This window comes from Ruegeria sp. YKSE079 (assembly GCF_059612845.1).
In genome coordinates, this window is record NZ_JBXWRJ010000013.1 from 54,935 (window position 1) to 67,858 (window position 12,924).

A 12,924-nucleotide genomic window follows, 5' to 3' on the forward strand; every position below is an offset into this window, starting at 1 on the left:
CCCTCCGCTAGACCCGACAGAGATGTAAGTCACATACGTGACAGTCAAGGGTGAACCGGATGGTTCGTTGCAATCATCCGGACCCCAAGAGATCAGCTTCGCAGCGACCAACCGCCGTCGACGGTCAGAACTTGTCCTGTCAGCCATTCATTTTCGGCGCTCCCGAGGTGTAAAATCCAGGGTACGATGTCAGCCGTCACGCCGCGACGTCCCAGCGGGATTTGGGCGGCTTCCCGTTCCTCAACCTGCTGCGCCATCTCTTCAGGCAGACCCATGAAGCCAGTCAATGCCCCACTTTTGACCGGCCCCGGCGCTATCGCGTTCACACGAATTCCGTCACCAGCAAGCTCAACAGCCCAGGATTTGGTCAAATACTCCAGGGCTGACTTTGTCGCGCCGTAATGCGCCAGCATCGGTGCTGCGTTCCGTGAAACCGCTGTTCCGATATTCACGATTGCGCCCTTACTCTCTTTCAGCGCTGCCTTGCCCGCCTTTACCAATTGCGAAGGTGCGCCGATGTTTATAGCTGACATTTTTGCGATAATATCCACGTCATAGGCATCGATGGGAAGAGGTTGCCCTGCACCGGAATTGTTGACAATCAGATCGATACGCCCCCAACGAGATAGTGCGGCTTCAACGATCCGTGCCCCGCTAGTCCGGTCGGAGCTATCTATTTGCAGCACTTCGTTGTTATCGCTCGCAGCCGCCATTGCCGCCAACTTGTCCGCGTTTCGGCCGGTGATCAGTACATTCGCACCCTGCTTTGCAAGCTCGGTCGCTGCCGCCTTGCCAATACCAGAGCTGCCTCCGGTAACAATTGCCACCTTACCCTGCCATGCACCATTCTGTGTCACTTCTCTTCATCTCCATCCTTGGATCAATTCGTGTCGATCGGAGATGTGCCTAGCGCCTTGACACTAGCGTCAAGGTCAAGCGCTTTTCATAGCGTTGGTTGGGAGCCTATGGAGGTTCGGGCATATGTGCATTTCGGGTCCCGGCCGGACTCTGTTGAAAAACTCGGTTATCGGGCAAATTCGGGTCAAAATGCCCCTACAGGCCCGTTGGGAGCTTTCGGCTGAGGGGTTCGGCCAACTCCGACACTGACCGCTTGGGGATGCGCTCAACCGGTTCGGGACGAGGCATTGTCGATCCGTCAAGTCGGTGGCAGGCCATCGCGGAGCTGCACCTTTTGGCTGTCCTCAAGTCTTGCATTCCAGAAGCCACCAATCATGCATGGCGTGAAACATCTTGGTCAGAGCCATCGCCTTTTCGGTGGCCGTATACTCGACCCGCGGTGGCACTTCCGGAAACACCTTTCGGGTGACCAGCCCATCGTCCTCCAGCGCCCGAAGTTGCCCGGTCAGCATGGTCTGCGTTATCCCGTCCACGTCCCGCCTGAGCTCGCCGAAGCGCTTCGTGCCCTGGAAGATCAGCACCTGAAGTATGATCAGTTTCCATTTGCCACCGATCAGGCGAGCGATTTCGGGCATGGGGCAGCGCTCGGCAAAGGCATCGCCCGACGGCCGTGGTTCGTCCCTGTTGCTTATGGTGACATTCATGGCGGCCTCCACAGTACTGATTTGCTACCAACTACCATTTTATGAGTATCCTCACAAATCAAACCTTTTGTATGGAATTTTACCGGGTTGCCCCATCGCGCGGCCGAGAAATTGCCACCAATAGTAGCAATTATCTGACTAAGTATGAAAAAACTGACGTCTTTTCAATCGGTTGTAATACCCCATATTGCTGGCACGCAAACAGAAACAGGGAAGAACAAACCATGCTTTTGGAAGGGAAAACCGCAATCGTTCTCGGTGTGAACGGGCATATCGGACGTCATGTAGCGGAGCGATTTTTGCGGGAAGGAGCGATCGTGTTCGGTGCCGGTCGGAACGGTGCCAATGCACCTATCGCTGAAAAGCTTGCCGATTACCGAGATATTGACGCCACCGACACTTCGGCGGTGTCCGACTTTGTGGACGCGGTCTGGGACAGGCAAGGCCGCATCGACGTTGTGGTGAACCTCGCAGGCGCACGACCCACGGACTATCATCACGGCAAACCGAGCGTCGAGGTATCCTCTGAGCAGTTCCTTCTGCCACTGTCCATCGACACCTGCGCTCAATTCAACTCGGCCAAAGCGGCCTATCCTCACATGGCCCGGCAGGGATTTGGTACGGTGATCTTCAACACCTCGACCCTGGCCAAGGTCGGAGCACCCTGGTCAGCGGCGGCTTCGGCCTCACATGCCGCGACCGAAGGGTTGATGCGCGTGCTGGCGCATGAATGGGGCCCGACCGGTATTCGGGTTCTCGGCGTACGGTCCGAGGCGATGCCGGAATCGCCGACCATTGACTACACATTCAAGACGATGGGCGGGCAGATCGGCCTCGACTACGCGGGCATGAAGGATTTTGTCGAGCAGAACAAGACCGCGCTCAAACGCCTGCCATCTGCCGAAGACACTGCCGGGGTCTTCGCCTTTGCCGCGTCCGACCTTGCTGCCTGCATGGCAGGCACCATGCTCAACCAATCGGCGGGGCATATCCTGGAATGACGGCGACTGGCGGAACTCACGGCAATCAGAGATCAGGGATTACCGCTGATCCGAAGTGCCGGGTATCCAGAAGGCAAACCGGTTCCTTTGCCTCGAACGGGTAGTCTTCAGGCCGGTTCAAAAGAGCCCACGATCGAAGCGACAGAAGGGTTTTCAGATTTTTGACGGGTCTGAGCCGGAAGCGATAGCCTGAAGAAGCCTCGGTCGGTCCTCCTCATAAGCGTGGGCAAAAGAGGCCGGGGCCGTGGTATCAGGGTCGTGCTTGGCCCCCCAATAGGCCATCTCGACCAACACCGGCACAAGCGCCAGCCCCGCCGCCGTCGGCTCGTAACGGATCTGTCGGCTGTCGCCTTCGACACGCTGTGACGTAATCAGCCCTGCCTGGGTCAACTTGTCGAGCCGGTCGGCCAGAATATTGGTCGATATTTTTTCCTCAGATGCCTGGAACTCTCTGAATCCGTGTTTTCCCTGAAACAACAGGTCCCGCAGAATAAGTAGCGTCCAACGGTCACCGAAGATCTCAAGCCCGAAGTTGATCGGACAATGTGAACGTAACTCACGGGACGGTCTGACCATGTGAATCCCCAAAATTATCACTTGCATTATGCAAGTAATCGAAGTACCACTTGCATAATGCAACCTATTTTGGAGAACCCGCAATGGCAAGAAAATTCTGGTTCGCCTTTGCTGCCTACGTCGCGCCGACCTTCCCCCTTGGCTATCTGTGGCACTTGTCTTTCTTTCAGCACCGCTATGACGCGCTCGGCCTGTACCGAGAGGAGGTGATCATCCCTCTTGGTCTCGCTGCGATGGTCGCGCAGGGGCTGGTGTTTGCTTTTATCTACCCCCGGCTCTTCAGCACCGCGGCCACGGATTGGCTGGTTAGTGCGTTGAAGTTCTTCCTTATTTTTGGCCTGCTTTCCTGGTCGTTTCAGGTTCTACCGGTCGCAGCCAAATACAACATGGTATCGGCAATCTCATTCATCACACTCGAGACAGTGTTTACGTTTGTACACTTTGCGGTAACGGCGCCGCTCATTGCCCTGGCGTGGCGGCAAAGCTCACCCTTGGCCGCATCCAAGGCAGTTTCTCTTTGATGAGTCCTGCGAGCTGAGTGGCAATGACCGAACTCGGCGGCCCGGAACACAACCTGAATCAGGAAACAGAAATGACATTGACCATCCACACAATCAGCGGCGCACCACGGCCCTGGCGGGTGCTTGTGGCTCTTGCGCTAAAAGGCATCCCTTGGGAACAGCACGTGCTGCGTGCCTCAGCCGGAGAGCACAAATCCGAGCCTTTCCTGTCGCTCAATCCCCGCGGCACCGTCCCGGTGTTGGAAGCGGACGGCATCGTCATCCGCGATTCGATAGCAGCACTTGCGTGGCTGGATCGACGTTTTCCCGAACCTCGACTCTTTGGTGCGACACCGGACGAGGCCGCGCGAATCTGGCAGATCACCATGGAAGCCTGCGATTATGTGCGGGAGGCCAACCGCGCCGTACTGGTGCCGGTCCTGCTGCAGCGCCTCGACCCGGAACCGGGCAGCGAAGAAGAAAAGGCGCTGATCGGGGCCAGCGAGAAGCTGCATTCGGAATGTCGCTGGCTTGAGAGCCTGCTCGCGGAAGGCCCCTATTTGGCGGGAGATGTACCGAGTGCGGCAGACGCTGTCGTGTTCCCGGAAATCCGCCTTATCCAACGGGCGGTCGAAAACCACCACAAGGTAATGGACCGGCTCGGTTTCGGCTATCCGCCAGACCTCTATCCAAGGGTGTCCGATTGGAAAGCCCGGATGAGCGAGCTTCCCGGTATAGAGGAGACGTTGCCACCACATTGGAATGAAAAGGAGGCAGTACCGTCCATGCGAAACTATAAAAAGTCACTCACGGTCGCGGCCACGCCGGAACAAGCCTTCGAAGCACTGACAATGGGGTTCGAACACTGGTGGACCACACCTGATCAGCCGATCCGAAATGAGGGCGATCGGGCCAGATTCACCTTTCCGCCGGGCCGGTCGTACTGGACTTTCGAAGCCAGGCGGCTTGTTCCCGGCAAACTGGTCGAGTTGGAATGCGTCGAGGCGCTGCACCTGCATGAAGGCAAGCCCAGGGAGATCGAGACAGAATGGCTCGGCACGCGGACGATCTGGACAATTTCGCCCGAAGAAAACGGCGCTAGAATCCGCTTCGAACATGTCGGACTTGCCCCCAACTTGCATTGCTACGAGGTTTGCGAAGCAGGATGGGACAGGTTCTTTGTCGATAGCCTGAAGGCCTATCTCGATACCGGCACGGGTATGCCGCACCGTGCATGAGATAGGTCGGTCGTAAGGGCAATGGAAAAGGCTGTTTGCCAGTGAACGTCGTCGATCAGATGACCATGCGGCTGCTTGAAGGGGCAGGAATCGGTCCAGGCATGCGCGTGCTTGATATCGGTTGCGGAACGGGCGCGGTGTCATTCATGGCGGCGGAACGCGTCGGATCGCACGGTCAGGTGATCGGTCTTGATCGGGACGCCGGCGCATTGCAATTGGCGCGCGCCAGACAAATCGAACTGGGATTGCTCAATATTTCCTTCCGTGAGGGAGGCTTTGACGCGGCAGGAGTCGGGGACGAATCCTGCGACGCCACCATCGGGCGGCGTGTGCTGATGTATCAGTCAGATCCTGTGGCCGCGGTACGCAGCCTTGTTCGTGTCGTCAAGCCGGGCGGGCGGGTCTTGTTCCATGAACATGACCTGACCACGATCGAACAGGTCGGAGCGCCTTGGCCGCTGCATGATCGGGTCCGAGGCTGGTTGCGCGATATGCTGTCGGCAGAAGGTGCCGACATCCACATGGGCCACCATTTGCACTCCGTTCTATCGAAAGCAGGACTGGAGGTAGAAGAATTCCGTGCCGAAGCGAACCTTCTGACACCCTCGTCCCGCTACCCGATTGCTTCGATCGTCCGCGCGGCGCTTCCGCGCCTTGAACGGTTCTCGATTGCATCGAAGGCCGACATCGATATCGATACGCTCGATCAACGGCTGATTGACGAGCGCCGGTGCGCCCAAGCGATCTGCGTATGGGAGATTGTATTCTGCGCCACGGCACGGAAGCCTGCCAGGGACGGGTCGGCGCGGCAGCTGCGCTCCCTGTAAAAGAGGAAGCGCAGATGAGACTCTTCTTGCTCGGCGCAAACGGCCGAACCGGCCGCGAGCTCATCCGCCTAGCTCTGGAAGGGGGCAACAGCGTCACGGCGCTGGTGCGGTCCAGGGACAGGCTTTCCGATATCCACCATCGGAATCTGACGATCCACGCGGGCAGCGCTTGCGATACCGAAATATTGGCGGCGCGGGTTCTTCAGTGCGCCGTGCCGCGCTCCATCGAGGCGGCACGGCGCATGGAACAGATCATCTGTGCTGCTACAGTCGACTGGACAATCGTGCGCACCGGCTTCCTCAAGAACGGGATTGACGGAACTTGCCGGACCGAGGTGGGCTCTCTTCCCGCGGAGGTCAGGGCAGTTTCACGCACTGCGCTTGCGCGATTTCTCCTCTCGGAGATAAGGCAGCCCTGTCAAGTTCGGAAAGTCGTCGGTCTGTGCGGCCTAGTGTCAATGCGTTACGAGCTGAGTATTCTCACATGGCTGCCAATGGAGCTTTAAGCAAATGTGCCATGCTCGGCGGCGCTCGCCCGCGAATACATGGATACATTGCGCCGACAGGTGGTTTTCCACGTTCTCTGAGTGCAATCCGTATTCCTAAAGTTACCAAACATCGCCGAGTTTCGTTAGATGATCCTCTGTTCGAGTTCAGAAGGATCTTCAACCTCAACGTGCCAGTAAGCACGCGCTTGAGGAGAAAGCTTGTCGAGTATCCGCTGAAAGTCCCTCGCATTTACGTGCCGCCGCAATGCCCAAGCCACCGCTTCGATGGCATTGTCAGGTGTGAGGTTGTGATGTTTTCGGACGGCTTTGACTTCATCGATGAGAGAAGCACGGTCACCGAACGGAAGCGGTTCTTCCGAGATGTCCCAATCCTTCACGAAAATCGCACGGGGCACACACGGGAGCACACTGGCGAAATCTAGCCCCTCCTGAGCAGTTAAACGCCGCCGAAACACCTGGAATACCGCATCAAGCGCTGTGTAGGCGTTGTTGTCAGACACCAGGCACATTCTTTCTTTGGCATCGTCAAGCAAAGCACGCCATTCCTTCGTGGCGTGCCGGTATGTCCATGGCATCGGCATTTTTTTTCCAAGGCAAAAAGAACCGCCTTGGACTGTAGCTTGGCAACGTGGAAACGGGCAAGTGAGCAAGGCGAAGAATGCAGTCGCTCATCCATCCCAAAAACAAGATCGGGCCAAGCGATATGTTGCGACACGCCGAAATGTGGCATCTGGTGCCTTTGGCTTGCGTCCAGTTTACCCGCTCCTCGATGGTCGACACGGCTCGCAGCGAAGCGTCGCTTGATTTTCGCGCGTAGAGTGGCCGACAATGACCGAACTGATGACACATGCAGCTCCACGGCCCCCGCCATGCCGCGTCTGCGTGAAGTTTCTGCTCATGCTGTAGCGGCAACTGCACCAGTCCGCTTTTCCCGCGACCCAATAATTGCCCCGGCGAAAATGCTGCGCGCTCGATAAAGATCCGGATCAACGGGCTGCGCCACGGCAACGACAAGTGGAGACGTACGGCGGGAAAGGGTCGGCCTCGCCTTACGCAATGACAGCTATTGTGCGCATAGCGTCCGTTCGGACCCTACGCAGCATGAGGTAGTTTGGGCTGATATTGTTGAAAAACTCGAAAATTTCACGTTCTCGATTTTCGCAAGACGCCAGAGCATCAGAAAAGTCGCCGCTGTTTGCGCCCAGCTGGTCATGAGCGCCTCATACATCGCCGCACCCGTGTTTTGGCCGACCCCTTAGCCAAATTTTCGGGCTGGCATTCTATGGCCTGCTTTTTCGCTGACTTTTGGCAAAATCTGACTTTTTCAACAGTATGGGTTCACTACCGGCATTCGCCGCCTGATCACGAGTGACTGGTTCGGGGAACACCGCCGTTCGCCGCGCAGCGCACGAACGGGTACGACGCGGGACAAAGTGTGTGTTCTCTGCAATCACACCAATGGCTGCTGGATGCGGTTACCTGCAGGTCGCCCAACTCCAACAAACTCTGGGGCGTGTTTTTGCATAGTGCTGGATTTCTCGACGCTTGTGTCGTCAATAACAGCTTGCCGTTAAGTCGTTAAGCTGTTGACCCAAGCTAAATCGCTTGATTAAACAATCGAACCCAATTTGCAGTTGCAAGTTCAAGTCTATAGAGAGTTCAGAAACATGGCAGATAATGCGCACGGGGGCCACGCGGACCCACATTGGTTTGTGTCTCCAGGCGACGGCGATTATCTGGCAATCGTTGTTCTCGTTATTGTCGTTGGCGGGCTCTACGGTATCGTATACCTCTATGCCGCGTTCGACCGCTGGGCGGAACATAAGGCCCAAGGGACACCGCTTGCGAAGACCATTCCAACCTTGTTGGCGATAGCACTGATTTACGAAATCTTTCCTGTAGATCATTTTCACCCGCTGCTGCCCTTAAGCGCCATTCTCATTGCCCTTATGGCTGATTGGTCTCGTTTTCATCTGAATTTCAAAGCTGATGCCGGTCCATCTGCTCCACCTACCACACCGCTTGAGAAGGGGGAGAACGACGATGTTTGAGCTTATGTTCACGTCCTTTCCTGCAGTGATCCGCTATTTTCAATTGCGGCGTCGCGGTGAAGCAATAACCGTTTGGAATATGAAAACGGCCGTGTTTTTGTGGGCAATCATGGCCTTCGCTGTTTTCACGATTGTCTTTTACTATCACCCAAAAACTTACGCGGGCGTGGTGCCCTTCCGTACCGTGTCTGTCGTTGCGCAAACCACTGGCCCAGTGACTGAGGTTGCTGTCGTCAACGGCCAGCGGGTTGAGCCGGGTGACCTGCTGTTTCGCATCGAAGATAGTGCCCAACGCGCAGCTTTGGCGGAGGCAGAGGCGCAACTAGCTGTGATTGACGCCGAAGAGATTAAGGCAGAGGACAATAAAAAGGTCGCACAAGCGGGCGTGGCCGAAATCGAGGCCCGTATTGTTAGCCTGGAAAACGATCTGGGCGATGCTCAAGCCTTGGTCAGTCGCGGGGTAGGAACGACGAATACTGTCATCGAAGCGACCGCTGCCTTGGAAGCTGCCGAAGCCGACCTGCAGGCAGCAAAATCGCAACTCGACCTCGCTTTGGTCGAAATTGAACAAAGCCTCCCGGCAGAACGCCAGGCGATTAAGACTACAATTGAGCAGGCAAATACCGCACTCGCATTTACCGAAGTCAGAAGTCTGGTTCGAGGAACCGTCACACAGCTTGCTCTGAGCGTTGGCAGCCCCGCGACGACACTGGTTGTTCGCCCGTCGATGATTATCATTCCTGACCGTCAGGAAGATTTACCAGTCCGTGTCGTGGCCGGATTCTCTCAGGTAGCCAACTCCACGATTTACGACGGAATGCCGGTAGAGATTGCATGCGAAACCAACGCCAATATTGCATTCCGAAACGCAATTTTCCCGGCTCATATCGTTTCTGTGCAACCAGCAGTCGCGACTGGTCAGGTAGTGCCAAGCGGAGACTTGCTTGAGCTGAACAAAGCAGCATATCGTGGCAGCGTTCAGGCCTTTATTGAATTGGTGCACAAAGAACACGAAGCCATGTTGCTCGACGGATCAGGCTGCATCGTTCAAGGATACACAAATAACATCGACGGAACTTTTGGGCATATCGTTGCTGCGACCGGCGTGGTCAAAGCTGCCGGGTTGCGCATTAAGGTGCTTGGGTCAATTTTGATGGGAATTGGTTTGGCCGGTGGTGGTGGGCATTAGATCTATTTTTTGCAAGTTCGAGTTTGTGGTTTGCGGACATTCACCATGAAAGCCACAAAGGTCATTTCGGACTCAAACTGGATGTCCGATCCGTACGCCTAAAACATCATCGCCGCATGAACCGCCTTCTGCCAGCGGGCATAGGCTGAATCTCGGTCGCTTTGGGCCATTTCCGGTTCGAACCGGCGATCCAGCGCCCAGGTGGCGGCAAAGCCCTCCTGATCGGGGTAAACACCTGCCTGCATCCCCGCCAGCCACGCGGCGCCCAGCGCGGTGGTTTCCTGCATGACCGGCCGGTCGACGGGCGCGCCCAGAAGGTCGGCCAGCCCCTGCATCGCCCAGTCCGAGGCGCTCATGCCGCCGTCGACGCGCAGGATCACATCCGTTTCGGCACCCCAGTCGCCCTGCATCGCCTGCCACAGGTCTCGGGTCTGATAGGCGATGCTTTCCAGCGTGGCACGGGCAATCTCGGCCCTGCCGGAATTGCGGGTCAGGCCAAACATCGCCCCCCGGCAGTCGGGATTCCAATAGGGCGCGCCGAGACCGGTGAAGGCCGGCACAAGCACGACTTTTTGCGTCTGATCGGCCCGTGCTGCCAGCTCGCCGCTTTGCGCGGCATTGTCGATGATTTTTAGCGCGTCGCGCAGCCATTGCACCGCTGCGCCGGCGATAAAGATCGACCCTTCAAGCGCATAGGTTCGCTTTCCGCCCAACTGATACGCGATGGTTGTCAGCAGACGGTTGTTTGACAATACCGGCTTGGCCCCGGTGTTGAGAAGGGCGAAACAGCCGGTGCCATAGGTGGATTTCATCATTCCCGGCGCAAAACAGGCCTGCCCGATGGTGGCCGCCTGTTGATCGCCGGCAACGCCGAGGATCGGTATTTTACCGCCCAAAAGTGTCGTGTGCCCGAAATCGGACGCACAGTCGCGAACTTGCGGGAGCATGGCCGTGGGAACGTCCAGCAGATCGCAGATTTCTGTGCTCCACATCCCCTTGTGGATGTCGAACAGCAGGGTGCGGGCGGCGTTGGTGGCGTCGGTGGCGTGCATCCGGCCTTCGGTCAGCCGCCAGATCAGGAAGCTGTCGATGGTGCCAAACAGAAGTTCACCCTTCTCGGCGCGTTCACGTGCGCCGGGGATCGAGTCGAGAATCCATTTCACCTTGGTGCCGGAAAAATAGGGATCAAGCAGCAGACCGGTCTGGTGAATGATGTCGTCTTCGCATCCAGCCTGACGGTAACGGTCACAGATCGCCGCTGTTCGCCGGTCCTGCCAGACGATAGCCCTGTGGATGGGCTTGCCTGTTGCCTTTTCCCAGACCACGGTGGTTTCGCGTTGGTTGGTGATCCCGATACTCGCCACCTGCGCGGGGGTGATGCCGTGGGTGTCCATCACCTGACGGCAGGTTTTCAGAACGCTGTCCCAGATTTCGTCCGCATCATGTTCGACCCAGCCTTCCTGTGGAAAATGCTGGGCGAACTCGACCTGAGCGGTTGCCACGCGCTGCATGTCCTGGTCGAACAGAATGGCCCTTGTGGATGTGGTTCCCTGATCGATGGCCATGACATAGGTCATCGGCACCCTCCCCTTGTCACTTTTGGAAGGACACTAGACCGAAGCGGCGCATTTGCGCCAGACCCGAGTTCAGAGGGCGGGAACCTCGACATTGTCGATCAGGCGGATGCCGTCGGCCCACCCGGCGGCCAACAGGCGCGCGGATTCGGTGGGGCGGTCCAGCGGCGCCAAGGTATGGGCGCTGCGCAAGTCGAAATATTCGATTTGCGTAAACCCCGCGCTGTGCAGTTCAGCAATCGCCGCCTTGGCCAGTGGCGCGAAACTCTCTCCTCTTGTCAGGGCATCCGCGACCGATTGCATGACCGGGTTCAGCCGGGCAGCCACGATCAGCCCTTCGCCAGACAGGCGCAGGTTGCGTGACGACATGGCCAGACCGGAGGGTTCCCGAACGGTCGGGCATCCGATCACGTCGATAGGAATGTCCAGATCGCGCGCCATGCGACGGACGACCATCAGCTGTTGAAAATCCTTCTCGCCGAAATAGGCGCGGCTGGCCTGTGTCTGCAGGAAAAGCTTTGCCACCACCGTGGCAACCCCGTCGAAATGACCGGGGCGAAACTCGCCCTCCATCACGTCGGTCAGACCAGCGACGGACACGTTTGTCGAAAAGCCTTCGGGGTAGATTTCTGCAGGCGCCGGAACATAGATCGCGTCGACGCCAAAAGGGGCAAGTTTTTCGGCATCCTCGACCTCGGTCCGGGGATATTTCTCCAGATCTTCGGGGTTGTTGAACTGCTTGGGGTTCACAAAAATCGTCACGATCACCCGGTCGCATTCGGCGCGGGCAGCTTCGGCCAGCGACAGGTGTCCCTGATGCAATGCCCCCATGGTGGGCACCACCCCGATAGTTTCACCGGCACGGGTCCAGGCGGTTGTTTTGGCGCGCAGATCGGCCAGGTGGCGCAGAATGGGTGCTGTCATTTCGACGAGCCTCTGTCGGGTGCGTGATCGGCAAACACATGTTCGGCCGCGGGGAAAGTGCGGGCGCGCACCTCGGCTGCGTATTCGGCAATCGCCGTCTCAGCCAAGGGGCCAAGCTCGGCGTAGCGTTTGACGAATTTCGGTTTGAAGGCGGTGAAGAACCCAAGCATATCGTCCACCACAAGGATCTGGCCGTCGCATCCCGCAGAGGCGCCGATGCCGATGGTCGGGATCGGCACTTCGGCAGTGATCCGGTCGGCCAGACTTTGAGGCACCTTTTCGAGCACGACCGAGAACGCACCGGCCTCGGCCACCGCGCGGGCATCGGCCAGCACTGCTTCGGCCTGCGCATCGCGGCCCTGCACCTTGTAGCCGCCCAGCGTATTGATCGATTGCGGGGTCAGGCCGATATGCGCCATAACCGGAATGCCGCGCTTGACCAGAAAGCGGATGGTTTCGGCCATCTCGACCCCGCCTTCGAGCTTGACCGCCACTGCCCCGGTTTCGGCCATCAGACGCGCGGCGTTGCGAAATGCCTGCGCCGGTCCTTCCTCGTAGCTGGCAAACGGCATGTCGATGACCATCATCGCCTTGTCCAGCCCGCGCGCGACGGCCCGCCCGTGCAGGATCATCATCTCCATCGTGACGCCAAGGGTCGAGGTCAGGCCATGCAGCACCATGCCGACGCTGTCACCGACCAGAACAAAATCGCAATGGGCATCCATCAGCCGGGCCATCGGAGTGGTATAGGCGGTCAGACTGACCAGCGGTTCGCCACCTTTGCGGGAACGGATGTCCTCGGCGTTGGGGGCTTTCTTGCGGGCTGTGGCGCTCATAATGGGTCCTGCGGGATTGGTTCGCTGCAGCGCGGCATAGCAGATGGGGCGTTTCAAAGAAAGCGTTTTGCGCCAACATTCCCTTGATTGGTCCGAGGTTTGAGAGGAGATTGAAAGACAAATGACCATCTCTGCGA

General features: G+C 57.8%; 15 protein-coding genes. 8 read left to right on the forward strand and 7 right to left on the reverse strand.

What is annotated here, in order from left to right; genetic code table 11:
- Positions 1 to 92: 92 nt before the first annotated feature.
- On the reverse strand, positions 93 to 857 hold the full coding sequence (locus AC2FMY_RS13415) for an SDR family NAD(P)-dependent oxidoreductase (RefSeq protein WP_480748837.1): 765 nt from the start codon (positions 855 to 857) through the stop codon (positions 93 to 95).
- 345 nt (positions 858 to 1,202) lie between these two features.
- Positions 1,203 to 1,562, reverse strand: coding sequence for a winged helix-turn-helix transcriptional regulator (locus AC2FMY_RS13420; RefSeq protein ID WP_480748838.1), 360 nt, complete (start codon positions 1,560 to 1,562; stop codon positions 1,203 to 1,205).
- A 224-nt stretch (positions 1,563 to 1,786) separates the two neighbouring features.
- Between AC2FMY_RS13420 and AC2FMY_RS13425 the strand changes: the two genes are divergently transcribed.
- A complete protein-coding gene (locus AC2FMY_RS13425; protein ID WP_496746121.1) occupies positions 1,787 to 2,563 on the forward strand; it encodes an SDR family NAD(P)-dependent oxidoreductase in 777 nt (258 codons plus the stop codon).
- Between the two features lie 153 nt (positions 2,564 to 2,716).
- Here the strand turns inward: AC2FMY_RS13425 and AC2FMY_RS13430 are convergent, their stop codons facing one another.
- Positions 2,717 to 3,139: a winged helix-turn-helix transcriptional regulator gene (locus AC2FMY_RS13430; RefSeq protein WP_496746122.1), complete on the reverse strand. Its 423-nt coding sequence runs from the start codon at positions 3,137 to 3,139 to the stop codon at positions 2,717 to 2,719.
- 83 nt (positions 3,140 to 3,222) lie between these two features.
- Between AC2FMY_RS13430 and AC2FMY_RS13435 the strand changes: the two genes are divergently transcribed.
- The 4 genes from AC2FMY_RS13435 to AC2FMY_RS13450 are packed head-to-tail and all read left to right on the forward strand — an operon-like array spanning position 3,223 to position 6,210.
- The gene (locus tag AC2FMY_RS13435; protein ID WP_496746124.1) at positions 3,223 to 3,660 is read left to right on the forward strand and encodes a hypothetical protein; all 438 of its coding nucleotides are present in this window, start codon (positions 3,223 to 3,225) and stop codon (positions 3,658 to 3,660) included.
- Between the two features lie 23 nt (positions 3,661 to 3,683).
- Positions 3,684 to 4,877, forward strand: coding sequence for a glutathione S-transferase N-terminal domain-containing protein (locus AC2FMY_RS13440; protein ID WP_496807511.1), 1,194 nt, complete (start codon positions 3,684 to 3,686; stop codon positions 4,875 to 4,877).
- A gap of 41 nt (positions 4,878 to 4,918) precedes the next feature.
- Complete coding sequence (locus AC2FMY_RS13445; RefSeq protein ID WP_496746127.1) at positions 4,919 to 5,704, forward strand: methyltransferase domain-containing protein; 786 nt, start codon at positions 4,919 to 4,921, stop codon at positions 5,702 to 5,704.
- Positions 5,705 to 5,718: 14 nt separating this feature from the next.
- A complete protein-coding gene (locus AC2FMY_RS13450; RefSeq protein WP_496746129.1) occupies positions 5,719 to 6,210 on the forward strand; it encodes an NAD(P)H-binding protein in 492 nt (163 codons plus the stop codon).
- 125 nt (positions 6,211 to 6,335) lie between these two features.
- Here AC2FMY_RS13450 and AC2FMY_RS13455 read toward each other — a convergent pair whose 3' ends face one another.
- Positions 6,336 to 6,794, reverse strand: coding sequence for a DUF2267 domain-containing protein (locus tag AC2FMY_RS13455; protein ID WP_496746131.1), 459 nt, complete (start codon positions 6,792 to 6,794; stop codon positions 6,336 to 6,338).
- A gap of 77 nt (positions 6,795 to 6,871) precedes the next feature.
- Here AC2FMY_RS13455 and AC2FMY_RS13460 point away from each other — a divergent pair, with 77 nt between their 5' ends.
- From AC2FMY_RS13460 to AC2FMY_RS13470, 3 genes are all read left to right on the forward strand, one after another.
- Positions 6,872 to 7,030 (forward strand): hypothetical protein, encoded by a 159-nt coding sequence (locus tag AC2FMY_RS13460; protein WP_496746132.1) that lies wholly within the window; start codon positions 6,872 to 6,874, stop codon positions 7,028 to 7,030.
- Positions 7,031 to 7,880: 850 nt separating this feature from the next.
- Entirely contained in the window at positions 7,881 to 8,264 is a 384-nt protein-coding gene (locus AC2FMY_RS13465; RefSeq protein ID WP_496746134.1) for a hypothetical protein, read from the forward strand.
- Positions 8,257 to 9,453, forward strand: a complete 1,197-nt coding sequence (locus AC2FMY_RS13470; protein ID WP_496746135.1) for an HlyD family secretion protein — start codon at positions 8,257 to 8,259, stop codon at positions 9,451 to 9,453. The genes AC2FMY_RS13465 and AC2FMY_RS13470 overlap by 8 nt, the downstream gene beginning before the upstream one ends.
- A gap of 98 nt (positions 9,454 to 9,551) precedes the next feature.
- On the opposite strand, the gene glpK is transcribed toward AC2FMY_RS13470, so the two are convergent.
- From glpK to panB, 3 genes are all read right to left on the reverse strand, one after another.
- Positions 9,552 to 11,030: a glycerol kinase GlpK gene (glpK, locus tag AC2FMY_RS13475; protein WP_496746137.1), complete on the reverse strand. Its 1,479-nt coding sequence runs from the start codon at positions 11,028 to 11,030 to the stop codon at positions 9,552 to 9,554.
- A 69-nt stretch (positions 11,031 to 11,099) separates the two neighbouring features.
- Entirely contained in the window at positions 11,100 to 11,951 is an 852-nt protein-coding gene (gene panC, locus AC2FMY_RS13480) for a pantoate--beta-alanine ligase (protein ID WP_496807512.1), read from the reverse strand.
- Positions 11,948 to 12,787, reverse strand: coding sequence for a 3-methyl-2-oxobutanoate hydroxymethyltransferase (panB, locus tag AC2FMY_RS13485; RefSeq protein ID WP_496746141.1), 840 nt, complete (start codon positions 12,785 to 12,787; stop codon positions 11,948 to 11,950). The genes panC and panB overlap by 4 nt, the downstream gene beginning before the upstream one ends.
- Between the last annotated feature and the right edge of the window lie 137 nt (positions 12,788 to 12,924).